The following is a 25532-nucleotide window of genomic DNA, read 5'->3' on the forward strand; positions in this document are numbered from 1 at the left end:
AACAGCCGTTGTCGATGGGGGTCGACAACGGCTGCCTTGCTTGTCATATTAAGGGTGGCGGTCATCATAAAATTCCAAGCAGATGACCGCGCGGATTCCAAATAAATAGAAGAGAAATTCTATGTTCTGAAGAGAAAATACAGCTGATTATGAATGATAGTTGGGGGAAACATCGTCAGATTACATGTAATCCGCAACGTTGTCCTTGGTAACCGGCTCAAACGGTACCCAAGCGATGGAATCGCTGTAGGATTTACCGGAGTCGTCAAGTGCGTACTCTTCCATGCCCTTGTTCACAGCATCGCCGTTAATCATGTTCATTGCTGCGATAACAGCGCCGCGACCCTGACCAACCGGATTCTGGAATACTGTCATAGCGAGCGAGCCCTCTTCAACTGCCTGTGCGCCGTCCTTGGTGCAGTCGATGCCGACGATCGGGAAATCGATGTCAATGCCGACATCCTTGCAGGCCTCAACACAGCCAAGTGCCATTGCATCGTTGTTCGCAATAATGCAGTCGAACTTGGTACCGCTGGACAGAAGCGGCTGAATCATTTCCTGCGCGGTCGGACGGTCATAGTCGGCAACCAGCGGAGCAGAAGCTTCGGTAGCCGTAATGCCATTGTCTTCAAACGCCTTCAGAACGCCCGCGGAACGCTTGGTGGTGGAAACCTGACCCAGCGTGCCCTGAACCATCAGATACTTGATTTCGTTCTGGCCCTTGTCCTTAAAATACTGTGCAAGGTATTCACCCTGGTAGTAGCCCGAGGTATCCTCATCGGAACCGACGTAGCATACGTTTTCTGCATCCAGTACGTGGAGATCCGTAGGCGGACGGTTTACGAAGACCAGCTTCATATCGCCGGCTGCGTCAACCAGAGACTGTGCAGCTTCTGCGTCTACCATCAGGCAGATAGCAGCTTCCTGTCCTGAGTTTGCACAGGTTTCAAGATACTGAATCTGCTTCGCAGCATCGTTGATTGCGTCCTGGGTAACAATCTTGTAGCCCAGTTTTTCAGCTTCTGAGGACATTGCCTGCTCGAGGCTGGACATGAATTCATCGCGCGATGCGATGACGAACGTCAGCTCTTTCAGATTTTTGTTGGAGGCTGTCGAGCCGCTATCCGAAGAACTGCTGCTGCCGCCGCAGCCTGCCAGCATGCCTACACTCAGCGCACCGGCCAGTGCCAATGCCATCACTTTTTTCAGTTTCATCCTTGTTTCCTCTCTTTCTGTTATAAATATGACAAGTATGTAAAACGGATCAGCAGGTTACGGATTGTAAAATACTGTTCCGATTTTACCGGAATACAGAATGTTTCTTTTAGACACTCTGATATTGTTGAGTTAATTATAATTGATTTGCGAAAATAGTAAATGCGCCTTCTTGTTACATAATTCATTGAATTTACGGATTTATACCGATATAAATTGCGAATAATTGCAGAAAAATTGATTGAATTTGCGACAGAGTTCATCGATTTTGCTGTTATATGTAGTACATGAAAATACTGGAATTGAATCGAAAAATGCACAAGAGTGTGGCAGAAGCCGGGCATCTGCCGACACGGACTGGTTTCTATTCGGAACATACGACCCGCAGCTGGAACCGAATGCGTAAACTGCCGTACAGTCAGGAGGAAAAACACGAACTTTTGTACGAAAACCGTTGGATATGTCTGGAAAAAACGAAAAAATCGTGTAAAATCAGGTTACAGGTAGTTTACAAAGTCGTAAAAATTTGTTACTCTGATATCAAACAAATATCAGGTGAACAGTTTATCATACATTCAGTGAGAGGAGTTAGAGGGTTGTACATGAAGAAAATGCAGCGAATCGGTGCGATGCTTCTGGCGGCATCCATGGGAATCAGCATGATGCAGACCGGCGTGCTTGCGGCTGATACCGTACAGGCGGATACAGCCTGGCAGCAGACAGCGGCACAGACCTTTACCGGGTTTGCAAATGCCGGCACAAAGATTGCAGAGGTTTCCTTTACCTTTGGACAGGCGGAATCCGAGCTGACGGCACAGATGCCGCAGACGTTGACCGCATATCTGACAGATGGCACAACGGTGGAAATCCCGGTGAGCTGGGTATGCCTTGGCGACTATGCGAACACCGACGATTATTATTATGAATATGTGCCGCAGTGGGATAAGAGTGCTTATGCGCCGGAGGGCGTGCTCGACAGCACGAGCGGTGTACCGTATGTGCTGGCATACCGTGTGGATGCGGTGGATTCTAATACGCAGCCCGGCGTATCGACTAAGGCAGCGCTGAGCAGCAATGTCTACACGATTTTTAATTTCCTCGTTTCAGAATGCGGATTTCATGCGGCGGCTGCCTGCGGCGTCATCGCAAACATCGAGTGTGAATCCAATTTCAACCCCAATCTGTGGGGCGATAACAATACGAGCTACGGCATCTGCCAGTGGCACAATGAACGTCTGACTGCCATGAAGAACTGGTGCGACAGCAACGGCTACAGCTGGAAGACACTCGAAGGCCAGCTCAACTACCTGAAAAAGGAGCTGTCTGCCAACAACAGCGCCTATCTGTATAACGGACTGACCATTGCCAATAAGCTCAAGGCAAAGGCGAATACGGCGGACGGCGCATATGATGCGGGCTATGACTGGTGCTACTACTATGAGGTACCGGCGAACAAGGAGTTCCGCTCCAAAGAGCGCGGCAACCGCGCGAGAGATACATACTGGCCGCAGCTGAAGGATTCCAGCGTCACGGTTGCCCCGGATGAGACACAGTCCGGTCAGGTCTATTCTATTTTCTCCGATGTAAAGAAGGGCGCATGGTACTGCACGCCGATCCAGTATGTATATGACAATGGAATTATGACTGGCACGAGCAAGACCAAATTTGAGCCGAATACCTCGCTGAATCGTGCGATGGCGGCGACTGTACTGTACAAGCTGTCGCAGACCAACAGCAAATTGAAGCTCAGCTCGACCAATAAGGCCAGCTTTTCCGATGTCCCGTCCGATGCATGGTATGCAACGGCGGTCAAATGGGCAGCCGGTGCAGGCATTGTCAAGGGCTATGACAACGGTACCTTTGGGCCCACGGACAAGATCACACGCGAGCAGTTCGCCACGATCCTGTATGCTTATGCGAAGAAGCTCGGCTGCAATGTGTCGGCAACCACCTCGCTGAGCAGCTATTCCGACAGCGGAAGTATTTCCAGCTATGCGACAACCGCGATGAAATGGGCGGTTGCGAAAAAGATTATGAGCGGCAGCGATGGAAAGCTCCGCCCGAAGAGCTCACTGACCCGTGCAGAGGCGGCAGCAATGATTCGGAGCTTTGCGGCAACGGTTGCCTGATAATTCCTGATAACGGAAACCGGAACAGCTGGAATCGACAAGATTCCAGCTGTTTTTGCGCATGTAGCGGGAAGAATATTGTCGATGTGCGGAAAATACAGTATAGTAAAATCAATCTTATTGAGGAGACATATGGAGCTTTTGAAATGTGCCTGCATCGAACCGATGTATGCCGAGCTGCCGTTTCTTGACCGATTTCAGGCGGCAAAAGAGGATGGCTTTGATTATGTGGAATTCTGGAGCTGGACAGATAAGGATCTGGACGCGGTGAAAGCTGCGGCAGAGAAGGCGGGGATCCGGATCAGCGGCTTTAACGGCGACGCGGATTATTCGCTGATTGATCCGACACATAAACAGAAATATCTGGACTTCCTGCGCCAGTCGGCTGCGGCGGCGCAAAAGATCGGCGCAGAAAGCGTCACGATTCATTCCAATGCGCTGGGTGACGGCGGTATTGTCGTCAACCATTATGATGAGCTGTCCGACACGGTCAAGCTGTGTTCGATGTATGACATGCTGCTGGAATGCGCGAAGATTGCGGAGGAGAGCGGCATTTCGATGAATCTTGAGGCGCTCAACATCACGACGGATCATGTCGGCAATTTCCTCAAAAACACGCAGATGGCAGCGGAAATGATCCGGCTGATCGGCTCGCCGAAGCTGAAAATTTTGTACGATGCGTATCACATGCAGCTCAATGAGGGCAAAATCTGTGACACCATTACGGAGTATTTCGACACTATCGGACATATTCATATTGCGGACGCGCCGGGGCGGCATGAGCCGGGTACGGGTGAGATCAATTATAAGCATGTCATGGATGTGCTCAAGAAACTGGGTTATACTGGACGGGTCGGCTGTGAGCTGTTCCCGGCGACCGATACCCCGACTGCGGTCAGGGCAATCATGGAAATTTTCTGATCTGCCGATTTACAGGCAAAAAAAGACAGGCGGCTGTGATTTTTACAGCCGCCTGTTTGCGTCGATTGGGCGTTTGATGTATGGTGTATCTTATGCGTTTTCCGCAGCGGGTTCCTTTTCAAACAGCTTGCGAATACCCATGACGGCAACGATGACGCCGAGTGCGAACAGCAGGACAGCGAAGACCAGCTGGAGGCCGTCGCCGAAGGCGTTGGCAGAGGTGCCGGCCAGCAGACCGCCGCCCAGAGCGATAATCTTGAGCGTCAGGGCAGTGAACGTGATGCCCAGCATGCAGACCATCGGGAACCACAGCATGAAGCCCTTGCGGTGTGTGTGCTTGAGGAAGACGGCACAGGCGATGAGCGACAGTGCACCGAGCAGCTGGTTGGCAGAACCGAACAGCGGCCAGATGTTGGCATAGCCCATCTTTGCCAGTGCAAACGCCAGAATCAGCGTGGCAGCGGTGGCAACATACTTGTTGGAGAAGAACTTGATGGTCGGGGACAGGTTGTCCATGTCAGTGTCAGCATCGACAAAGAATTCCTGGAAGGACAGACGGCCGACACGAGCGACCGAGTCGAGCGAGGTCAGGCCGAAGGCGGAAACCGCCAGCAGGATGAGCGTGGAGGAAACCGTTTCCGAAATGCCCAGCTTGCTCAGGAAGGTTGCAATTGCGGATGCAAAGATCTGCGGAGGCGTGCCTTCCGGCAGCGTAGCGCCGCTTGCGAGGAAACCGACACAGACGAGCGAAATGACGGCCAGCATACTTTCCATCAGCATGGCGCCGAACGAAACCGGAAGCATGTCGCTCTCGTTTTTGATCTGCTTGCTCGCCGTACCGGAGGATACCAGAGAATGGAAACCGGAGATCGCACCGCAGGCGATGGTGACGAACAGCGTCGGGAACAGATAAGAGCCGTTGACATTGAAGGCAGTGAACGTCGGCAGGTTCATCGACGGGTTGTAGACGACGATGCCGACGACAGCAGCGACAATCATGACAACCAGCAGATAGCTGTTGAGGTAGTCACGCGGCTGGAGCAGTGCCCAGACCGGGACAATGGATGCAATAAAGATGTAGATGAAGACGAACAGGTGCCAGAAGCTGGTGGTCTGGTAAACCGGCAGCGCAAGGCCGATTAAGATGCAGGCAACCAGCAGGGCAATTGCAATGACGGTGTTTGCTGCGGTCGGCAGGTGGGTATACTTCAGGAAGAAGCCCAGGCAGACAGCTGCAACGATAAACAGGATGCTGGTGGTGGCAACCGAGGCGTTGGCAGCGATCTGAGAGCCATCCGCTGCGAAGCCGTTGAACGTGCCTGCAACGATGTCTGCAAATGCTGCGACGACGAGAATGGAGAACAGCCAGCAGAACAGCAGGAACAGCTTCTTGCCCAGCTTGCCGACATACAGCTCAATGATGACACCGATGGAGTGACCCTTGTTCTTTACCGAAGCATACATGGCGGAAAAGTCCTGTACTGCGCCAAAGAATACGCCGCCCAGCAGGCACCACAGCAGAACCGGTACCCAGCCGAAAATTGCCGCCTGAATCGGACCGTTGATCGGGCCGGCGCCGGCGATAGAAGCGAACTGGTGGCCGAAGACAACGCCGCGGTCAGCCGGGACATAGTCCACGCCGTCCTCCAGTTCATAAGCGGGCGTCTTTGCGTTCGGATCGACACCCCAGGTTTTGGCAAGCCACTTGCCGTACAGCAGGTATGCGCCGCCGAGTACAACAATGGCAATTACCATCATGGTAAGACCATTCATAGTAAAAACACTTCCCTTATAAAATTCCCTCCTGATTCCCAAAATCAGAAACAGCCCCCGCCTCCGGCGGGAAAACCGCTGGAGACGGAGGCTGGAATTTTTCCTCCGCGATACCACTCCAATTGTCGTGTGATACGACCGCTCTGCCGCAGCTGCCGGCAGAATCTGCCGCAAGTGCGTTTCCCGATAACGGCGGGATACCGAACCGTATTACTGGACTGGAGGGAACCAGTCGTTGTGCGGCCTGCTCGCAGGGGATAAATCTGCCTGTGTCCTGCCGCCTCGCACCGACCGGCGGCTCTCTGGAAGGTTGAATCAGTCAGACCCGGATTCCTGTTCACTGCATTCTGGAAATCTGAGATTGGTTTTAAGTATACTCCGGAAATGGGAAAAATCAATGGAACAATTCACAAAATATTTACACTTTTAGGGAGCTGTACGGGACATCTTGGCAAAAACGGAAATAAGTTACCCATAAGATTATCGTGTTTCCACCAGAAAGTGCAGAAAACACAGCTTTTCATTTTCAGATGATTGTGGTATAATACCCCAAGATTGTAATCCGAAGCGAGGAGATGCGAAAATGAATATCTGGCATGATTTACAGCCGGATCTGGTCCGAAGGGAAGAATATACCGTATTTACGGCCAACAGCATGGGAAGTACGGCGCGCCTGTCGTTTGACGGGGATGCAGGTCTGCTGTGCCTGGATCATTTGAGTGATTCCAATATTGGCGCACCCAATAACACCGGCTTTCTGCCGCGCACATGCACAGAGGACGGGCTGCCGATTGAAACCATCCTGCTGTGCAGCCAGCCGCTGCCTGCGATGACGCTGGTGCGCTGCCGCCCGGTCGGCCTGATTGCACTGCATCTGGAGGACGGCGGCACGCGCAATTACATAATTTCCGCCGCCTGTGCGGATGAGTTCTGGAGTGCCTGCCTGACGGTGGATGAAATCCCGACCGCAACGCGCAAGGCGATTGTGCGTTATCTGCGCTATGACCAGCAGCTGGTACGCCGCCCGGTGAGCGCCACTGAGTTCTGCGGTCTGGAGCAGGCGGAGAAGTATTTTGACGCCTGTCAGCAGAATTATCTGCTCCGCTATTGTGGGAAAATCCCGCCGCAGTCCTGAAAAAGTGAACAGGTGGGGGAGATTGCACGATCTCCCCGTTTTTTTGCGCAGGCGTCAGCTGCCGAAATCCTCCAGAAAGGAAGCAAGCTCCTGCTCGGAATACAGCGGGAAGCCCTGCTGCATCAGCTTCTGGTCGTATGCGCGCAGGGAGGAAAGCCGGATATCGGTCACCTCGGCCGCCGTGTCCGAGCCGTAGGGATAGATGGCGAGTACGCCGTCGGTGACGCGCACCATATACAGGGGCTTGTCTTCCTGCTCCTGCGCGGTGAGCGCCTCGGAAGCCGTGACAGCCGGTGCGGAGAACTGCTGCCAGAGCAGCATGGAGAACAGTGCCGCGCAGCACAGCGACAGCGCGATAACAGTTTTTTTCATGACAGGTTCCTCCTCGGGAACAGCACCGCCGTACCATTTCACGGCAGAGCTGCAAAAAATAATATGGAAATTATCCAAAATCATTTGCTCGTTTTGTTACAGTTTCCCCGAAATTTTGGAGATTATACCGGGGATTGCAACTTTGTGTGGATTTTGGAGCAATTTATGGTATAATAAAATAATGGTTACATTTGAAACAATCTGGCCGTGAGACGGCGACGCGGGAGGGAACAAATTTGGCGAACAACCGAAAGAAAAAAAGCAAAGCCAAACGAGTTGGATTTGTCATACTGACGCTGTTTCTCATTGGCCTGACAACAGCAGCCATGTGCATCGGCGCATTTGTGCTGTATCTCAATATTGTGATCCTGCCGGAGGCGGATCTGGACATCAGCAGCCTGTCCATGAAGTTCAACAGTGTCATCTATTATGAGGACGACAACGGACAGCAGCAGGTGCTGCAAAAGCTGGCGAGCCAGGAAAACCGCGAGTGGGTGGACATGGAACAAATTCCTGAAAATCTGGCCAATGCGTTTGTGGCAATCGAGGATCAGCGCTTTTATGAGCACAAGGGCGTGGACTGGAAGCGCACCTTCGGCGCGGCGCTCAACTGGGTGCTGCCCATCGGCTCCGGCTACGGCGGCTCGACCATTACGCAGCAGCTGGTCAAAAACATGACGGATGATGACGACTACTCGGTTAAGCGAAAGATTACCGAGATTATGCGTGCACTGACGCTGGAGAAGAAAATCAACGACAAGGATACCATCCTTGAGCTGTATATGAACATCATTTATTTCGGCAAGAATGCCTATGGCGTGCAGACGGCGGCGAAGACTTACTTTGACAAGCCGGTCAGCGAGCTGGATCTTGCAGAGTGTGCGCTGATCGCCGGACTGACCCAGAATCCGGCGCAGTACAATCCGTTCAAATATCCGGAAAACGCGAAGGAGCGCCAGCAGGCCGTGCTGTTCAAAATGTACGAGCAGGGCTATATCACCGAGAGCGAGTACAATGATGCCGTGGCGGAAGAGATGGTATACCGCGAAGCTTCCTCCAGCAGTCAGAGCAGCGGCCCGTATTCGTATTTTACCGACATGGTCATTACCGATGTTGTCAATGATTTGCAGGAGCAGCTCGGCTATTCCGAGTCGTATGCGCGCACGCTGGTCACCAGCGGCGGTCTGTCTATTTATGCGACGGTCGATATGGATGTACAGGAAACACTGGAAGATGTCTATGAAGACAGCAGCAATTTCCCGAGTATTTCGGAGGATGGCGTCCGGCCGGAATCCGCGATGATTGTGCTCGACCCGACGAATGGACAGATTCGCGGCGTGGTCGGCGGGCGCGGTGAAAAGACCGACAGCCTCGTGCTCAACCGCGCGGCGCAGAGCAAGCGGTCACCCGGCTCGTCCATCAAGCCGATCAGCACCTATGCACCGGCAATTGATCAGGGTCTTATTACGCCCTATTCGGTCGTCACCGACATGCCGGTGTTCAACAACAGCGGCACGGCGTGGCCGAGAAACGAAAACCGCCGCTATGACGGCCAGACGACCATTATGCAGGGCGTTGCGGATTCTACCAACACCGTTGCGGTTCAGGTGCTCAAGATGCTGACTCCGCAGTCTGCCTATAATTTCCTGACCGAAAAGCTCGGCTTTACGACGCTGGAGAATGCGGATATCGATTACGCGCCGATGGCGCTCGGCGGCCTGACCGACGGTGCGACCGTGCGCGAGATGGCGCAGGCGTATACTGCGTTGGCGAACTATGGCAATTATTCGGAAGCGATCAGCTATACCAAGGTGGTCGATGCGAACGGCGAGACCATCCTGTCCAACGAGGACAACACGCCGACACAGGTGTTTGAACATCCGGAATCTACGCCGTATTATATCAATGACCTGCTGACCAACGCCGTTGAAAACGGCACCGGCAAGCTGGCAAAGATCAATGGCATCGACGTCGCAGGCAAGACCGGTACGACGACGGACAACAAGGACCGCTGGTTTGCGGGCTATACACCGTATTATGTCGGCGTCACATGGTTTGGCTATGACGAACGCTATGGTCTGCCGAGCCTGTCACCCAACCCGGCGGTGGCGGTCTGGTCGGAGGTCATGGATCGACTGCATGAGGACAAGGAAGACAAGAGTTTTCAGGAGCCGGCAGAGGGCGATTTCGTGGAAGCGGAATACTGCCTGGACAGCGGCCTGGAGCCGGTGCGTGCCTGCCGCGGCGATGTGCGCGGAAGCCGTATTGAAACCGGCTGGTTCTACAAGGACGATGTGCCGGAGGACACCTGTAACCTGCATAAGTGGCGGTACAGCAGTGTTTCCATGCTCGACCTGACGCGTCTGTTCCCGCTGGATGTCGAGGTAACCGACGAATACTACTGTTATGAAGGAACCAACGATCCGATTGGCGAGGGTCAGCGTGTTTCCAGCCCGAATGGACACTATGTGAGAAAGATCGTGCGTCCTAAGACGACAACACCTACCACGACACCGGATGACACGGACGATACGACGGAGGAACCGACAACGGATAAGCCGACGACGGAGGAACCGACGACGGAGGAACCGACGACGGATGAGCCGACGACGGAGGAACCGACGACACCGACGGAACAGCCCTCAGAGCCACAGGTGCAGAATGCACTCGAGCAGCTGCACGCCTGGTGGAAGCAACTGATCGCGTCATGAGGTGCACACCCGTATCTATATGATTTCAGCAGGGATGCTGCCGGAATGGTTCCGGCAGCATTCTTGCCATTGTAAAGGAGTACTTACCTGTATGCAAAAATGGAAGGAGCGAATGCGCGGCGGCCCGCTGCGCACCGCTGTGTGTGCCGTATGGATGGCGGCGGCATTTATGGGACTCGAGGTCTTTATGCGCCATTACATCTGCCATGATCTGATCTATCCGCTGGCCTTTTCTGTGGTGTGGGCAGTGCTGCTGACGGCGGTCGTGCTGCTGTTCCCGCGGCGCGGCGGAAAGATCGTATTTGGCGTGCTGTATTTTGTCCTGATGGCATACGCCATCGCACAGGCAGGCTATTATCAGATTTTTGGAAAAATGATGTGGCTGACAGATATCCGGTATGCCAGCGAGGGCGCGGAGTTCGCAAACTCAGTATTTGACTTCCTGTCGAAGGGGTTTTATATTTCCATTGTGTTGATGATTGCCATCGGTGTCGTCGGTGTCAAACTGGTTCCACCGACCCGGCGCCGCTGGTATCACCGTGTGACCTGTGCCGCCATCATCGTCGCAGCCTGTGCGGGTCTGTATGTCCTGCCGGGACAGGTGTTCCGGGCAGATGAGGATCTATGGGGTGCGAAGGACGAATACCGCCGTGCACTGTCGCTCGAGGGAACCTACGATATCATGTATGACGCGCGCAAGGTTTACCGCATCTGCGGCCTGTATCAGTACACCATGCGCGATGTTTACAAGCATTTCATCGTGCCGCACACGCCTGCCTATGCCGCAGAGCTGGAGCAGAACCGCGAGACCATTGATGCCTATTTCGATGCGCGCGGGGATGTGCAAACCAACGAAATGACCGGTTTGTTTGAAGGAAAAAATGTGATCGTCGTGCTGATGGAGAGCATGGATGACTGGCTGATTGACGAGGATCTGACGCCCAATATCTGCCGCATGATGGGAGAGGGCATCAATTTTACCGACATGTATACGCCGGGCTATGGCGGCGTGCGCACGTTCAACACCGAGTTCTGTGTCAACACAGGCATTTACCTGCCGACCGATGGCAATCTGGCGTTTTCCTACTGCACGAATGATTTCTCGCAGAGCCTGCCGAGTCTGTTCCGGGCGCGGGGGTATTCCGCCGAATCGTTCCATTACAATCAGCCGATTTTCTACAACCGCGGCGTCATGCATCCGGCGATGGGGTTTGAAGAATATGTCAGCTATGCCGACTATGTGTCGGACAGCACAGACGCTGCGCTGTTCAGCGATACCTTCCCGTTGGATAACGAGGCGGTATGTGAAAAGTTTTTCGGCGGAGACAGCGAGAGCGGGCAGTTTTGCAGCTTCCTGATTACGCGTTCGGCGCATATGCCGTATACCTATGACGATGAACTGAGCCAGTACGCGCTGGAGCAGTATCCGGAATTCAAGGGCAAGACCGGACATGAGGAGGTAGACTGCCTACAGGCAAAGGCGAAGCTGGTGGACGACATGTTCGGTGCGCTCCGCGACAAGCTGGAGGAAACCGGGCATCTGGACGATACAGTTATTGTCGCGTTTACCGACCACTATGTATATGGCATGACGGATAAGGAGAAGCTGTATGAGGAATCCGGCGTGGACGATACGCTGCTGGTGGAAAAAACGCCGTGCTTTATCTGGGCGGACGGCATGCAGCCGGTGACAGTGGACAAGACGCTGAACACGGCGGATATCCTGCCGACCGTGTGTAACCTGTTCGGCATGCAGGGCGAGTATGATTACCTCGGACGCGATGCGTTTGACGACAGCTATGACGGCTATGCGATATTCCCGGACGGCGACTGGATCAGTGGCGGCGTGTTGTACCGCGATGGCGCAGTGGTAAAGGAATTTTATGACGGCGCGGCGGAGCAGGTCGATCTCGACGCGATGAATCAGACCGCACAAGACTTTATTGACATCAGCAATCTGCTGCTGAAATGTGATTATTATGCGAAAAATAATTCCAAATAAAAGAAATTGATTGCATTGAGGTGCTTTCTATAGTATAATATCCTTGCATGTGGGAAAACGATGCTCCGCGTGGCTGCGCTAGCCGGGACGGCAGCGGTGTCCTGTACCTGCAATCCGCTATAGCAGGGGTGAATCCCGGCCCGCGGGCGGCGCGTGTATTGTTTGACCCGGATCGGAAGGCGATGAAGATTCGGTCCTGCGCAACATCGGACTGTGAACCATGTCAGGCGGGGAACCGAGCAGCATTAAGCAGAACCCGGTGTGTGCCGCGGGAACACCGAGTCTGAGCCGGACGGTACGGGTACCAGGTATTACGTTTCGTTCAACGGCCGGTGCGCGGTCGCGCGGAGCACCGTTCTCTCCATGCGAAACAGCAAACAAACGGGCAATTTCGATTGCCCGTTTTTCCGATTTTCGGGAGAGGAGAGACGCATGTACCAGGCATTGTACCGCAAATGGCGCCCGACCCGGTTCGCCGACGTTGTGGGACAGCAGCATATCACCGATACGCTGCGCGCACAGCTGGAGAGCGGGCGCCTGTCGCATGCCTATCTGTTTACCGGGACGCGCGGCACCGGCAAGACCACCTGCGCCAAAATTTTGGCGCGCGCGGTCAACTGCACCAACCTGCAAAACGGCGATCCGTGCGGCGAATGCCCATCCTGCCGCGGTATTCTCGACGGCAGCGTGCTCGATGTTGTGGAAATTGACGCGGCATCCAATAACGGCGTCGACAACATCCGCGACATCCGTGACGAGACGCGCTATACGCCGGCATCGGTCAAAATGCGCGTGTACATCATCGACGAGGTGCACATGCTGTCACAGGGCGCGTTTAACGCGCTGCTCAAGACGCTCGAAGAGCCGCCGGCGCATGTGCTGTTCATTCTGGCGACGACGGAGATCAATAAAGTCCCTGCGACGATTTTATCGCGCTGCCAGCGGTTTGATTTCCGCCGCATTTCGCCGCACGATATCGCGCACCGACTGACTGAAATCGCGGAGCAGGAGCACATCGCGCTGACCGAAGGCGGCGCGCGCATGATTGCGCGGCTGGCGGATGGTGCGCTGCGCGACGCACTGTCCATTCTCGACCGCGCCGCTGCGGGCAGCAGTGAGCCGATTGATGAGGAACATGTGGCGTCCGGCGTCGGAATTCTGGCGGGTGACACAGCAGTTGATCTGATGCAGCACATCCTGACGGGTGATCTGACGGCGGCCATCGGCCAGCTGGCGGAGAGCTATACTGCCGGGCGTGAGCTGGGTGCGGTGCTCGACCAGTTGCTCGGGCTGATCCGCGACATGCTGCTTGTCAAGACCAGCAAAAGCGATGTTTCCACGCTTCTGTCCCCGGCGTATTCGCTCAAAACGGTACAGCGCCTGTGTGAAGGCGTACCTGCGTCGCGTCTGCTCGCGTATACCGGTATTTTGCAGGAGGCGCTCACGCGCATGCCGCATGCGGCCAACCGCCGCATAGAAGCGGAGCTGTGTGTCGTGCGGCTGTGCCAGCTGACGGCGGAGGATTACGATACGCTGAGCGGGCGTGTGGATGCGCTGGAGGAAAAGCTCGCGCACGGTGTGCCTGTTATGGCTGCTGCGCCTGCGGCACAGCAGCCATCGGACGACAGGTTTCCGTCGGATCTGGACGCACCACCCCCGGGCGATGAAGACATGCCGCTTTGGGACGACATGGATGCACCCGCGCAGGTGCCTGCAAAACCAAAGCAGCCGGAAAAGCTGGAATGCAGCCCGCAATGGAATGACATCACGCTGGCGGCAAAAAAGCTGCTGCCGATGAGCAAATTCGCACAGCTGACCTTTGCCAAAGGTGTGCTGCATGGCAAAGACCTGCTGGTTGTGTGCGAGGATTCGTTTACGTATGAGCTGTGCAACGAGACCAGCGTCAAGCAGGCGCTGGCGCAGGCCGCACAGACGGTTATGGGCAGGGACTATCGCGTAAAGGTACTGGAAGAAAGCAATGTCAGTGCGCTGTCCACAAAGGCAAACCCGGTTGACGATATCATCCGGCGCGCCGGAGAGTTGGATATTGCATGTGAAATAGACGATTGACAGGAGGATATATCAATGGCAAAGGGTTTTAAGAGCCGCGGCATGGCCGGCAGAGGCGGCGCTATGGGCGGCATGGGCGGAATGAACATGAACGCCATGATTAAGAAGGCACAGAAGATGCAGGAGGAAATGGTCAAGGCACAGGAAGAGCTGGGGCAGAAGGAATATACCGCGACCTCCGGCGGCGGCGCTGTCACCGCGGTGGTCAAGGGCTCCAATGAGATTGTCAGCCTGAAGCTCAACCCGGAGGTTGTTGACCCGGATGACATCGAAATGCTGGAGGATCTGATTGTCACGGCAGTCAATCAGGCGCTCAAGACCGCAGATGAGGAGAGCGCGGCAATCATGCGTCAGGCGACCGGCGGCGGTATGCCGGGCATGTTTTAAGCATCCATGAAATTTTTTGCACCATCGGTGGAAACGCTGATCGATGAGTTTGCCAAGCTGCCCGGCATCGGGCGCAAGACGGCACAGCGGCTGGCGTTTCATGTGCTCAACCTGCCGAAGGAACAGGCGGATGCGCTGGCACAGGCAATTACCAATGCCAAGCAGACCGTACACCTGTGCCCGAAATGCCAGAATTTGACGGATGAGGCGCTGTGCCCGATCTGTTCCGATCCGGCGCGCGACACGCATACCATCTGCGTGGTTGCCGACCCGAAGGATGTACTGGCGTTCGAGAAGACGCGCGAATATCATGGGCTGTACCACGTGCTGCACGGCACAATTTCGCCGCTCAACCACATCGGCCCGGATGATTTGCGCATTCGTGAGTTGCTGCACCGCGTCGCGGAGGAGGACATCCAGGAGGTTATCCTGGCAACCAATCCGGACACGGAGGGTGAAGCGACAGCGATGTATCTGGCGCGGCTGTTAAAGCCGTTCCACATCCGCATCAGCCGTCTGGCATATGGCATTCCGGTCGGCGGTCAGCTGGAATATATCGACGAGGTCACGCTGATGCGTGCGCTCGACGGCAGACAGAGCATTGAATAAACGACAGCGGACGGATTCCTTTGGAGTCCGTCCGTTTTTTATCCGGTTTTGTACCAGTGATATGTCGATATTGTGATAGACTTCCCGTATTCCGCCGTGATATAATCGCAACAGAAGGGGAGGAAAGAAACATGAAGGGAAAAAGACTGAAAGATATGTCGAAACGGCAGCGTTACCTGATTTACGACTTTTTCATTGCATATTTTGCAATGGGACTGTATTTGATTCTGATCGGTTCGGCACTGCCGTCCATCAAGGCGGACTATGGCATCAGTTACCGCATTGGCGGACTGATGATGTCCGCGCAGCAGATTGGCTATCTGGTTACCGGTGTGTGTGTCAGCATGATTGCACAGCGGCTTTCCGTCAAGGCAGTTTATCTTGGCTTCGGCATTCTGGCGTTTGTCGGACTCGCACTGATGATGGTGACAGGCAATCCGTTTGTACTGTTGTTTGCCATGCTGCTCACCGGCATCTGCAAGGGCAGCACGTGCAATTTTGGAAACCAGCTTGTCAGCACGATGTCAGGCAGCAATGCGAGCCTGCTCAATCTGGCGCAGGCATTTTTTGCTGTCGGTGCCTGTGCGGCGCCGCTGGTCGCCATGGTGTGCGGCACATCATGGCGTCTGGCATTTGCCATCACAATTGCAGTCGGTATTGTGATGTTTCTGCATGGCATGCGCGTTGAGATCAGACCGGAGGATTCTGTAAGCAACGAGGACAGCGGAACAGTAGACTTCGGCTTTTTCCGCACAAAAATATTCTGGCTGTGCGCAGCGCTTATCATGAGCTATCTTGCCATTGAGGGCTCGGTCATGGGCTGGCTGGTCACTTATTTTGTCGATTCCGGCGTCGCGAAGGAATCGACGGCACAGCTGCTGGCAACTGCGCTCTGGGGAGCCCTGTTGGTCGGGCGGTTTGCAAGCGCCTGGCTGTCCACGCGGTTCCGCCCGCACCATATGATTGCGGTGATGTCGCTCGGTGTCGCAGTGTGCTTTACCGGGCTGATGATGAGCCATACGCTGGTTCCGATGACGGTCAGTGCGATCGGCCTCGGCCTGTTCATGGCAGGCATGTACGGCACGGCACTGGGCGGAAGCGAAAACCTGATGGAGAAATACCCGATGTGCATGGGTATGTTCATTGCCATTCCGGGCATCGGCGCGGCATTGACACAGAGCGCCATCGGCACGATTGCCGACCACATCGGAATTCGCGGCGGCATGTGCTTCCTGTATGTGCTGGTTGCCGTTCTGCTTGTCGCGGCAGCACTGTTTTTTGTGTATCATCAGAAAAAGACGGTAAAATAAGGCAAATAAGAAGAGCAGGTAACCGGAAAAACGGAAACCTGCTCCTCTTTCATATCAATGCATGGAGGTGGTAATGAGATCCAAAAGATTGTAGGAAGAAAAACTTACTCAATGGCAATCCGGTGACTCTGCGGCAGAACCTGCTGTGCCTTCGGGAGGGTCAGCTGAAGGATGCCGTTCTGATAGGATGCGGAAATTGCATTCTCATCAATGCCGGAGATGTCGAAGGAACGGCGGAACGAACCGTAACGGCGTTCGCGGCGGATGTAGTTGCCATTGTCGTCCTTCTGGTCATTGCTTTCGTTGTGCTCGGCAGAAATGGTCAGGATGCCATCCTTGATGTCGAGGCTGATGTCTTCCTTGTTGAAGCCCGGCAATTCGGCATCGAGCAGATACTTGTCACCCGCGTCGCGGATATCGGTGCGAAATGCAGGCAGGTCAACATTGCTGTTGCCGAAGAAGCTGCGCTCGAAGTTGTCAAATGCGTTAAACAGATTGTGGTCACGGTATTCAAACGGAATCATTCCAAACATAAGTCATTGTCCTTTCGTAATAAAGTAATCAAAGTGATGTGAAGTAAAATGGGGGGATGGCACGGTGTGCTAGCAATTAGACAAGCTAAGTGCTAACAACAGGTAAAGATGAACTGTGTCACGGGACACGCCTTCCTTCTTCTGCGCCCGGTGGTTTGTACTTTCGGTGCGCTCTTTTTTTGTATGACTATAGTATAGAAGTGGATTGTGAATAAAATTCGCAAAAAATGTGACAAAATTGTTAAAATTAGCACTCTCGATAAGAGAGTGCTAATTCAGATCTGATCGCGCTCGCCGTGCAGCGATTCGAGGTATTTTTTGCGGTATCGGATCGGCGTGGTGCCGACAATGCGGGTGAACAGTGAATTGAAATAGTTCGTGTTGTCATAGCCGACCATGGTCGCGATGCGCGTTGCGGAGTAGTCGCTGGAGATCAGCAGCGTCTGCGCAAGCCCGATGCGGCGGCGGATGGCGTATTGGATGGGAGAGTAGCCGGTTGCGTCCTTGAACGTGTGCGCGAGATAGGGGACAGAACACGACAGAGCTTGTGCAATATTCTCCAGCTTGAGCGGTTCGGTGTAATGCGCATCGATGTATTCCTTGATGCGGGTGGTCAGTTGGGAAGCGGTGTCGGAGATATGTTCTTCTTGCGGCGTGGTCGGCATCTGCGCCGCCAGCATGAGCAGGGATGCTCCCAAAAGCTGTACCGTAACCTGGTCAAACGGATTGCTGTTATAGCGGTCAAGAATCTGCTCCGCGAGATCGCGCAGGAAGCAGAACATGCTCTGTGACGGACGCACATGCGGGCTGTCCTGCGGGATGAAGTGATTTTTCGGCATCCCGCGGAAGTGTACATCAGAAAAGCCAAAGCAGTATGTGCCGATTTCCGTGTCATAATTGGACACGACTTCGTGTAGCTCACCCGCATTGTAATAGATGAGATCGCCCTCCTGGATCATATAGGAAAAGGAATCGATATTATAGGTGCCGAAGCCGCGATAACACAGCAGCAGCTCGCAAAGCGAGTCGTGCCCGTGCATGGGGCGGTCGTGTTTTTCGCGCCCGTAGTCCTGCCGGTTTGCATAAACCAGTGTGGGAAGACGGTTGCCTTCAAAGATGTTTGCGAGGGCAGCGTTCGCTTCGTTCATGGGCTTTTGCTCCTTTCACACGCAAATGACAACAAGATAGTGTAGTGTTCAAAAATTGAAGCTGAAATTTGTGCAGAATAACGGCAAAACAAGCGGTCATCCAGACAACTTACTAGAGGTCAGCCGCTAAAATAGGAGTATAATAAAAGCATAACACAGGAAAACAACACAGTCAATCAATGAAGACAGGATACAAACACAGCGGGAGAAACGTAAAATCGTGTAAAAACCCGGGAATATATGGGGTGACAACAAGATACCGTGTTTTCTGCCGCAACAAAGACTTAGAGGATGATAAGGAGTGTGTAAGCTATGAGTATGAATATTTGTGGAGCACCGAGCTGCTGGGGTGTTGATGATCCAAAGAATCCGTATCTGCCGCCTTGGCAGAGAGTCCTTTCCGAGGCGAGCCAGGCAGGCTACCGTGCCATTGAGCTTGGCCCGTGGGGATATATCCCGAACGACGTCGATACCGTTGCGGCAGAACTGGAGAAGAACGGTCTTGCCATTGTCGTTGGCACGATTTTCCATGATCTTGTCGATCCTGCCAACCAGCCGAGCGTCCTTCAGGCAGTCGATGATATCTGCAAGCTGATTACCGATCCGAAGATGCCGAAGCTGCCGGTACATGAGGGACAGAAGTGGCCGACCCCGTACCTGACTGTCATGGACTGGGGCCATGATGAGCGCGACTTCGCGGCAGGTCATTTCGACCGTGCACCGCGCATGAACGACGAAGAATGGGCAGCATTCGTCGGGAATGTCCGCGCTGTCTGCGACCGCGCAAACAGCTGGGGCGTCCGCCCGGTTATCCATCCGCATGCCGGTACGTATATTGAATTCGCTGACGACATCGAGCGGATTACCCGCGATATCCCGTATGAGGTTGCAGGCCTCTGCCTCGACACCGGTCATCTGTATTACTCCGGCATGGATCCCGTCGAGTACCTGAAAAAGTATCAGGACAAGCTGGATTATGTCCATTTCAAGGATGTCAATGAGAAGGTTTACCGTGAGGTTCTCGGTGAGCACATCCGTTTCTTTGATGGCTGCGGCAAGGGCGCAATGTGCCCGATCGGCACCGGCGCGCTCGATTATCCGGCAATCAAGAGGACACTGGAGGAAATCGGTTACAGCGGTTACATTACCATCGAACAGGAGCGTGACCCGCGCAACTCCGATACGTCCCTGCGTGATGTCAAGCGCAGCGTGGATTATCTCAAGTCGGTCGGCTACGCAATCTGAATAACGTACACAATCTGAGCAAACACAATGTGAAGCATGTAATCTGACATAAGCGAGTCCGTTTGGGATTCTGAGTTTGAGGAGGAAATGACTATGATTAACGGTTCCAAGGTACTGGATCATCCGATTCGCTGGGCAATGGTCGGCGGCGGCAAGGGCAGCCAGATCGGCTACATTCATCGTTCCGCAGCGCTGCGCGACAACAATTTCCAGCTGGTTGCAGGTGCATTTGACATCAATCCGGAACGCGGCATGGCGTTTGCCGCAGAGCTGGGTGTCGCACCGGACCGCTGCTATCCGGACTATAAGACCATGTTTGAGGAAGAGGCAAAGCGTGAGGACGGCATTGAGGCTGTTTCCATCGCTACCCCGAACGGCATGCATTACACCGTCTGCAAGGCTGCCCTGGAAGCAGGTTTGCACGTTGTCTGCGAGAAGCCGCTGTGCTTCACCTCTGAGGAGGCAGAAGAGCTGGTTGCCCTCGCAAAGGAAAAGAACCGCGTTGTCGGTGTCACCTATGGCTACTCCGGCCACCAGATGATTCAGCAGGCACGCCAGATGATTCAGCACGGCGACCTCGGCGATATTCGTGTCATCAACATGAGCTTTGCATTCGGCGGCTACAACTACAAAATTGAGGAGACCAACCCGGCAGCCAAGTGGCGTTTTGATCCGACCAAGGCAGGTCCGTCCTTTGCACTGGGCGATGTCGGCACCCATCCGCTGTTCATCATCGAGGCGATGATCCCGGATATGAAGATCGACAACCTGATGTGCACCAAGGATTCGTTCGTCGAAGGCCGTGAGCTGGAGGACAATGCATTCGTCATCATGAGACTGAAGGGCAGCAAGTCTGTCCAGGAGGGCGCAAAGGTATACTGCTGGGCAAGCTCCATCAACTGCGGCGCACGCCATGGCCATAAGATCCGTGTCGTCGGCTCCAAGGCATCCATTGAGTGGGATGATGAGCGTCCGAATCAGATGACCTATGAAATCGAAGGCGAGCCGGTACGCACGCTGGAGCGCGGTGCAGGCTATCTGTATCCGGAAGCACGTGTCGAGGATCGCATCGGCGGCGGTCATGCGGAAGGCTTGTTCGAGGCATGGGCAAATCTGTACCGCAGATTTGCTGTCGCAATGGACGCGGCGAATAACGGCGAAGAATACGGCGACTTCTGGTATCCGAACGTCGAGTCGGGTGCACAGGGCGTGAAGTGGATTGAAAAGTGCGTTGAATCGGCAAACAATGGCGCATGCTGGGTAGATTACGAGTAATCCAGCTTTCTCCCGGGTGAATCACTCCCTTGGCGGCAAGAACCTCGCAGAGGGTCAGAAGGGCGCCATCTGGGCGGACTTCTTCTCCATGCCGCTGCTGACCGCTGTCCTGTTCGGTCTGCTGAGCAAGAAGGCACCGGCCATCGCGCCGAAGATCATTGTTCCGGTACATATGGTACTGTATGGACTGACCAAGGTCATCCCGTTTTTCAGCCAGTTCCATTATCTGTATGTCGTTTTTGCATTGTTTGTCCTCGAATGCATCATTTATTTCGTCTGCATCAAGGCTGCACCGCGCAAGACCGACTGGGAGATGCCGGACGCAAAGGTTCTGGATATGACACCCTGGAAGACGGGCAAATATTGGGCCATTGCAGGCATTGCAGTTGTTGTCCTGATGTACATTATCTTCTCGCCGCTGGTACTGGCATAATCCCCCTGAAAGCGAGCCACTCTCTCTTTATACTCCAAGACGAAGCAAGACCCGCCAGAACTCCAACCGGCGGGTCTTATTGTATGCTGCTGTTGGTTCAGATGCCTTCGATCTGGTTGCGGATGGCCTCCATCTGGCTGTCAAGCGTGGCACTCATTTCGGCACAGGCTTTGAGCTTTTGGGAGATCTGGTCGTAATGCTCCACATTGCGGATATCTTTTTTATACCGCAGCTTGTGCTCCAGGCTCGCCCAGAAATCCATGGCAATGGTGCGCAGCTGCACCTCCACCTTCATCATGCGCTTTTCATTTTGCAGGAAAATAGGGATTTCAATGATGAGATGCAGGCTGCGGTAGCCGTTTGGTTTGGGATTCTGGATGTAATCCTTGCGCTCGATCAGCGTGACATCATCCTGCCGCAGCAGGCTGTCTGCGAGACGGTAGATGTCCTCGGGGAACGAGCAGATGACACGAACCCCTGCAATATCAAACAGGTTGTTTTCGATGGCTTCCAGTGTAAATGGAAGGCCGCGCCGCTGGATTTTTGCGGCAATGCTTTCCGGACGTTTGAGGCGGGTTTTGATGGTTTCAATCGGGTTGTTTTCACTGTTCAGGGACAGCTGGACATCGAGCACGCGGAATTTTGTCTCCACCTCCATGATCGCACAGCGGTAATAGGTCATCAGACGCTGAAAGGATTCCGCCATGGATGCGAAACCCACGAGGTCGGTTTTCTGCGGGATCAGCTTTGTAAACTGTTCTACGTTGTTTTCTATCATATCTCTCAATTCTTTCTCTGTAATTGGGAAAAACTGCAAAAACTGAGGATTTTACGGTGTTTCCCCGTTGTTTTTATTATACCGTGACACGAAAGGACTGTCAACGAACCTGCTGTGACGAAAGTGTGACCGGAATGTAAAAGAAATGCGCCGCCGGTTTACCGGCGGCGCAGTGCATTTTTTTCAGTGAGGGATTACGGCAGAAATCCAAGATGCTCGAGCAGGATCTTACATCCCATCAGGATGAGCACAATACCGCCGCACAGCTCGGCGCGTGATTTATAGCGGACGCCGAAGGCATTGCCAATTTTGAGGCCGATTGCGGACAGGACAAAGGTTGTGCAGCCGATGAACAGCACGGCGGGCAGGATGTTGACCTGGAGGAAGGCGAACGTGACGCCGACGGCCAGTGCATCGATGCTCGTTGCAATTGCAAGCGGCAGCATGGTTGGGAAGGTGAACGAGTCGTTCAGCTCTTCCGCATCGCCGCGCGATTCACGGATCATGTTTACACCGATCAGCAACAGCAGGATAAAGGCAATCCAGTGATCGATGCTGACGATATAGCGCTGGAACTGCACGCCGAGCACAAAGCCGATGAGCGGCATCAGCGCCTGAAAGCCGCCAAAGTATGCGCCGACAATACAAGCATGCCTGGGTTTGATCTGCCGCACGGACAGCCCCTTACAGACAGAAACGGCAAAAGCGTCCATGGAAAGGCCGACCGCCAGAATAAACAGTTCAAATAAATTCATGTCATTTGCTCCTTGTTTTCCGAAAATTGTGGAATTTTGCCGGAGATCGGGACATACAAAAAGACGAACCCTATCTGCGGCAAGTACTACAGATAAGTCTCGTCATTTCAAACAAAGCCAGGAACCGGTGTTCCAGTATGTTGACTCAGTTACGCCGTGCGCTGACTACTCCCTTATATCTTGTTTACCATATCATGAAGCACTCCGGCTGTCAAGAAAAAATTGGTCGGCTGCTGTCGTGCGGGACGGGAAACAGGCTGAAAATCGGATATGGAGAGAGATTGGCGGCACTGTCCAACCCCAAAAAGGGGCGCAGAGCAGAAAATGAATATGCGAACGGAAAAAAGCATTGGAAAAAGTTAATTCTGTCAGCTCGTAGGCACATTTTTAACATAAAATGGCACCCTGAGCGCAAAAAAATAGCGCATTTTTTGTAAAAGTATAGACGGATTTATTGATATTTTATTAAAAAAATGCTATACTTATGATAGTATATAAGGTAATAGGACACCTAGGGAAAACAGGGAACGGCTTGCGGCGGAAACCGCGGCCTGCACGCAATGGGAAGGATCAGCTCGAATTCTTCTCTGAATGCTTTACAGCTTGCATCGGACGGGGGTGGAGGTCTGTCCGGGGTGTATAGTCTGGCTGTAGGCATGTTCGTGAATGGTGGAGATGCAAAATGAACTACAGGAAAAACAAAATAGAGCGGCTTTCCAGGGTCGCTCATATGTATTATGAGGAGGATCGGACACAAGGCGAAATCGCCGATCTGTTGCATGTGTCCCGTCCGCTCGTCAGCCGCATGCTCCGGGAGGCCAGAGATCTGGGCATTGTGGAGATACGTGTGCATCAGCCTGTATGTGATGTGGATGCGCTGCTGGGACGTCTGTGCCAGCGCTATGGCCTTCAGGGAGGCGTATTGATCCCGGAAGCGGAAAACAACAGCATGAGTGATTTCAACTTGGCACAGAAGCTGCTGGAGTATATTGAAGCGGAGCAGCCGAAGGCACTGGGCATTGGCTGGGGCACCATCATCGGCGCGCTGACTTCGTTGCTGGAGCGCGTTCCGCCCCGGCAGAGCTCGGTTCAGACGGTGTGTCCACTGGTCGGAAACAGCAGCGTCTCATCGCGCCGGTTTCACACAGATGAAAACGTCCGCATCATTGCAGAGGGACTGTGTGCACAGCCGAAATTCCTGTACACTCCGGCCTTCCCGGCTGACATGAATGAGCGGAATCTGCTGTCTGAAACCAGCCATTACCGCGCAATCTCTGAACAGTGGGATCAGTTGGATATGGCAGTTGTCGGCATCCATGAGACAACTGCAGCGGTCGATGTGGATTGTCCGCTGGTGCAGGACAACCGCACGGTTGGTCATATGGTAGCGTATTCGTATGACATCAATGGCCGGTTTATCCGTCCGGAATCGGATTATCTGGTACATATCCCGCTGGAGAAGCTGGCGAAGTGCCGGCAGGTCATCGGCCTGTGTGCGGCAGACGTCAGCCCGCGAGCACTCGCAGGCGCACTGCGAACCGGATTGCTGACCCATGTTTTTGCACGGGAAACGCTGGTCGATGCCGTCATGACGGATAAGTGGAATTATGCATAACAGCTTACAAAAATTTTGAATAACGGGAAAAGAAGCGGGCAATCCGCTTCTTTTTTTGTATCCAAAGGGATCAAATGGTTAAATTGTGGTTTTAATACGTTGCTGTTTTGGTTAATTTAGTGACGGAAAACCGTCAAAAATCGTAAAAAAGTCGGCTCAACCTGTTCCAAAAGTACATGATGACAGATGCGCGCAGGTTGACAAAATTTTTGCGGCATGGTAAGATATTGCCAAAGCGAAACGTGACTTTTTGTTGCATCTGCAAATACGGTTTCTCCGTTTTGTGCTGATGACTTTGGCAGGGCATATGCGGGTTATCAGCTTTTTTTGCGACGAAAGCTCCATTTTCAGCATGAAGCCTTTCCTTCCAGTGTGTGGAAGGGGAGAATCTGTTTCAGGAAAGGAAAAAAACTATGCTTTATTCCGTAGAAGTGGAAAACATGTGTCCGGTAGCTAAGGGCGCATACCATGGCCCGGCTCCGATCCCGCAGGAGGGAAAATGGACTCAGGCAATGGAAATCAAGGATATCAGCGGCCTGACCCATGGCGTCGGCTGGTGTGCACCGGAACAGGGCGCATGTAAGCTGACCCTGAATGTCAAGAACGGCATCATCGAGGAGGCACTCGTTGAGACCATCGGCTGCTCTGGTATGACCCATTCCGCAGCAATGGCTTCGGAGATCCTGCCGGGTAAGACGCTGCTGGAAGCACTGAACACTGACCTCGTATGTGACGCAATCAACGTTGCAATGCGTGAGCTGTTCCTCCAGATCGTTTACGGCCGCACCCAGACCGCATTCTCCGAGAACGGCCTGCCGATCGGCGCTGGCCTGGAAGATCTCGGCAAGGGCCTGAGAAGCCAGGTTGGTACCATGTACGGCACCAAGGCAAAGGGCACCCGTTATCTGGAAATGGCAGAGGGCTATGTCACCCGCCTTGCACTGGATAAGGACAATCTCGTAATCGGCTATGAGTTCGTCCATCTTGGAAAGATGATGGAAGCAATCCGCAAGGGTACTGAGCCGGCAGAAGCAATGAAGAAGAACACCAGCACCTATGGCCGCTTCGCTGAGGGTGTCAAGTTCATCGATCCGCGTGCAGAGTAAGGGAGGACAG

General features: G+C 53.7%; 22 protein-coding genes and 1 other RNA gene. 16 read left to right on the forward strand and 7 right to left on the reverse strand.

Annotated features, from left to right (window positions below):
• Positions 1-180 precede the first annotated feature (180 nt).
• Entirely contained in the window at positions 181-1215 is a 1035-nt protein-coding gene (locus tag CBW42_RS11910; RefSeq protein ID WP_087021836.1) for a sugar ABC transporter substrate-binding protein, read from the reverse strand.
• Between the two features lie 602 nt (positions 1216-1817).
• Here CBW42_RS11910 and CBW42_RS11915 point away from each other — a divergent pair.
• Together CBW42_RS11915 and CBW42_RS11920 are read left to right on the forward strand one after the other, a co-directional pair.
• Positions 1818-3344 carry a phage tail tip lysozyme gene (locus CBW42_RS11915; protein ID WP_165761172.1) on the forward strand — a complete coding sequence of 509 codons (1527 nt, stop codon included), beginning with the start codon at positions 1818-1820 and terminating at the stop codon, positions 3342-3344.
• 132 nt (positions 3345-3476) lie between these two features.
• Positions 3477-4265, forward strand: coding sequence for a hydroxypyruvate isomerase family protein (locus tag CBW42_RS11920; RefSeq protein ID WP_087021842.1), 789 nt, complete (start codon positions 3477-3479; stop codon positions 4263-4265).
• 90 nt (positions 4266-4355) lie between these two features.
• On the opposite strand, the gene CBW42_RS11925 is transcribed toward CBW42_RS11920, so the two are convergent.
• Complete coding sequence (locus CBW42_RS11925) at positions 4356-6038, reverse strand: carbon starvation CstA family protein (RefSeq protein WP_087021845.1); 1683 nt, start codon at positions 6036-6038, stop codon at positions 4356-4358.
• A gap of 583 nt (positions 6039-6621) precedes the next feature.
• On the opposite strand from CBW42_RS11925, the gene CBW42_RS11930 reads away from it, so the two are divergent.
• The gene (locus CBW42_RS11930) at positions 6622-7173 is read left to right on the forward strand and encodes an inorganic diphosphatase (protein WP_087021848.1); all 552 of its coding nucleotides are present in this window, start codon (positions 6622-6624) and stop codon (positions 7171-7173) included.
• Positions 7174-7227: 54 nt separating this feature from the next.
• Here CBW42_RS11930 and CBW42_RS11935 read toward each other — a convergent pair whose 3' ends face one another.
• The gene (locus CBW42_RS11935; protein ID WP_087021851.1) at positions 7228-7545 is read right to left on the reverse strand and encodes a hypothetical protein; all 318 of its coding nucleotides are present in this window, start codon (positions 7543-7545) and stop codon (positions 7228-7230) included.
• Between the two features lie 236 nt (positions 7546-7781).
• Here CBW42_RS11935 and CBW42_RS11940 point away from each other — a divergent pair, with 236 nt between their 5' ends.
• From CBW42_RS11940 to CBW42_RS11970, 7 genes are all read left to right on the forward strand, one after another.
• Entirely contained in the window at positions 7782-10256 is a 2475-nt protein-coding gene (locus tag CBW42_RS11940) for a transglycosylase domain-containing protein (protein ID WP_087021854.1), read from the forward strand.
• Positions 10257-10347: 91 nt separating this feature from the next.
• Entirely contained in the window at positions 10348-12258 is a 1911-nt protein-coding gene (locus CBW42_RS11945) for an LTA synthase family protein (RefSeq protein WP_165761173.1), read from the forward strand.
• Positions 12259-12331: 73 nt separating this feature from the next.
• Positions 12332-12598: signal recognition particle sRNA large type (gene ffs, locus CBW42_RS11950), an RNA gene on the forward strand.
• Between the two features lie 92 nt (positions 12599-12690).
• Positions 12691-14328 (forward strand): DNA polymerase III subunit gamma/tau, encoded by a 1638-nt coding sequence (gene dnaX / locus CBW42_RS11955; protein ID WP_087021860.1) that lies wholly within the window; start codon positions 12691-12693, stop codon positions 14326-14328.
• A 15-nt stretch (positions 14329-14343) separates the two neighbouring features.
• On the forward strand, positions 14344-14715 hold the full coding sequence (locus CBW42_RS11960; protein WP_087021863.1) for a YbaB/EbfC family nucleoid-associated protein: 372 nt from the start codon (positions 14344-14346) through the stop codon (positions 14713-14715).
• 6 nt (positions 14716-14721) lie between these two features.
• Entirely contained in the window at positions 14722-15324 is a 603-nt protein-coding gene (recR, locus tag CBW42_RS11965; RefSeq protein WP_087021865.1) for a recombination mediator RecR, read from the forward strand.
• A gap of 131 nt (positions 15325-15455) precedes the next feature.
• The gene (locus CBW42_RS11970; protein ID WP_087021868.1) at positions 15456-16634 is read left to right on the forward strand and encodes an MFS transporter; all 1179 of its coding nucleotides are present in this window, start codon (positions 15456-15458) and stop codon (positions 16632-16634) included.
• Positions 16635-16738: 104 nt separating this feature from the next.
• On the opposite strand, the gene CBW42_RS11975 is transcribed toward CBW42_RS11970, so the two are convergent.
• Positions 16739-17167 (reverse strand): Hsp20/alpha crystallin family protein, encoded by a 429-nt coding sequence (locus tag CBW42_RS11975; protein WP_087021871.1) that lies wholly within the window; start codon positions 17165-17167, stop codon positions 16739-16741.
• A gap of 275 nt (positions 17168-17442) precedes the next feature.
• Positions 17443-18315, reverse strand: a complete 873-nt coding sequence (locus CBW42_RS11980; protein ID WP_087021873.1) for a helix-turn-helix transcriptional regulator — start codon at positions 18313-18315, stop codon at positions 17443-17445.
• Positions 18316-18627: 312 nt separating this feature from the next.
• On the opposite strand from CBW42_RS11980, the gene CBW42_RS11985 reads away from it, so the two are divergent.
• From CBW42_RS11985 to CBW42_RS11995, 3 genes are all read left to right on the forward strand, one after another.
• Entirely contained in the window at positions 18628-19560 is a 933-nt protein-coding gene (locus CBW42_RS11985; RefSeq protein ID WP_087021876.1) for a sugar phosphate isomerase/epimerase family protein, read from the forward strand.
• Positions 19561-19653: 93 nt separating this feature from the next.
• Positions 19654-20835 carry a Gfo/Idh/MocA family protein gene (locus CBW42_RS11990; protein WP_087021879.1) on the forward strand — a complete coding sequence of 394 codons (1182 nt, stop codon included), beginning with the start codon at positions 19654-19656 and terminating at the stop codon, positions 20833-20835.
• Between the two features lie 16 nt (positions 20836-20851).
• A complete protein-coding gene (locus CBW42_RS11995; protein WP_133058307.1) occupies positions 20852-21268 on the forward strand; it encodes an SLC5/6 family protein in 417 nt (138 codons plus the stop codon).
• A gap of 97 nt (positions 21269-21365) precedes the next feature.
• Here CBW42_RS11995 and CBW42_RS12000 read toward each other — a convergent pair whose 3' ends face one another.
• Positions 21366-22046, reverse strand: coding sequence for a GTP pyrophosphokinase (locus CBW42_RS12000; RefSeq protein ID WP_087021884.1), 681 nt, complete (start codon positions 22044-22046; stop codon positions 21366-21368).
• Positions 22047-22240: 194 nt separating this feature from the next.
• Positions 22241-22801: a manganese efflux pump MntP gene (locus tag CBW42_RS12005; RefSeq protein ID WP_087021887.1), complete on the reverse strand. Its 561-nt coding sequence runs from the start codon at positions 22799-22801 to the stop codon at positions 22241-22243.
• Between the two features lie 137 nt (positions 22802-22938).
• Here CBW42_RS12005 and CBW42_RS14750 point away from each other — a divergent pair, with 137 nt between their 5' ends.
• The 3 genes from CBW42_RS14750 to CBW42_RS12020 all read left to right on the forward strand — a co-directional run bounded on the left by CBW42_RS14750 (position 22939) and on the right by CBW42_RS12020 (position 25522).
• On the forward strand, positions 22939-23238 hold the full coding sequence (locus CBW42_RS14750) for a hypothetical protein (RefSeq protein WP_087021890.1): 300 nt from the start codon (positions 22939-22941) through the stop codon (positions 23236-23238).
• A 245-nt stretch (positions 23239-23483) separates the two neighbouring features.
• Positions 23484-24416 (forward strand): sugar-binding transcriptional regulator, encoded by a 933-nt coding sequence (locus CBW42_RS12015; RefSeq protein WP_087021893.1) that lies wholly within the window; start codon positions 23484-23486, stop codon positions 24414-24416.
• A gap of 413 nt (positions 24417-24829) precedes the next feature.
• Positions 24830-25522 carry an iron-sulfur cluster assembly scaffold protein gene (locus CBW42_RS12020; protein WP_087021896.1) on the forward strand — a complete coding sequence of 231 codons (693 nt, stop codon included), beginning with the start codon at positions 24830-24832 and terminating at the stop codon, positions 25520-25522.
• Positions 25523-25532 lie beyond the last annotated feature (10 nt).

This window comes from Butyricicoccus porcorum (genome assembly GCF_002157465.1).
GTDB lineage: Bacteria > Bacillota > Clostridia > Oscillospirales > Butyricicoccaceae > Butyricicoccus_A > Butyricicoccus_A porcorum.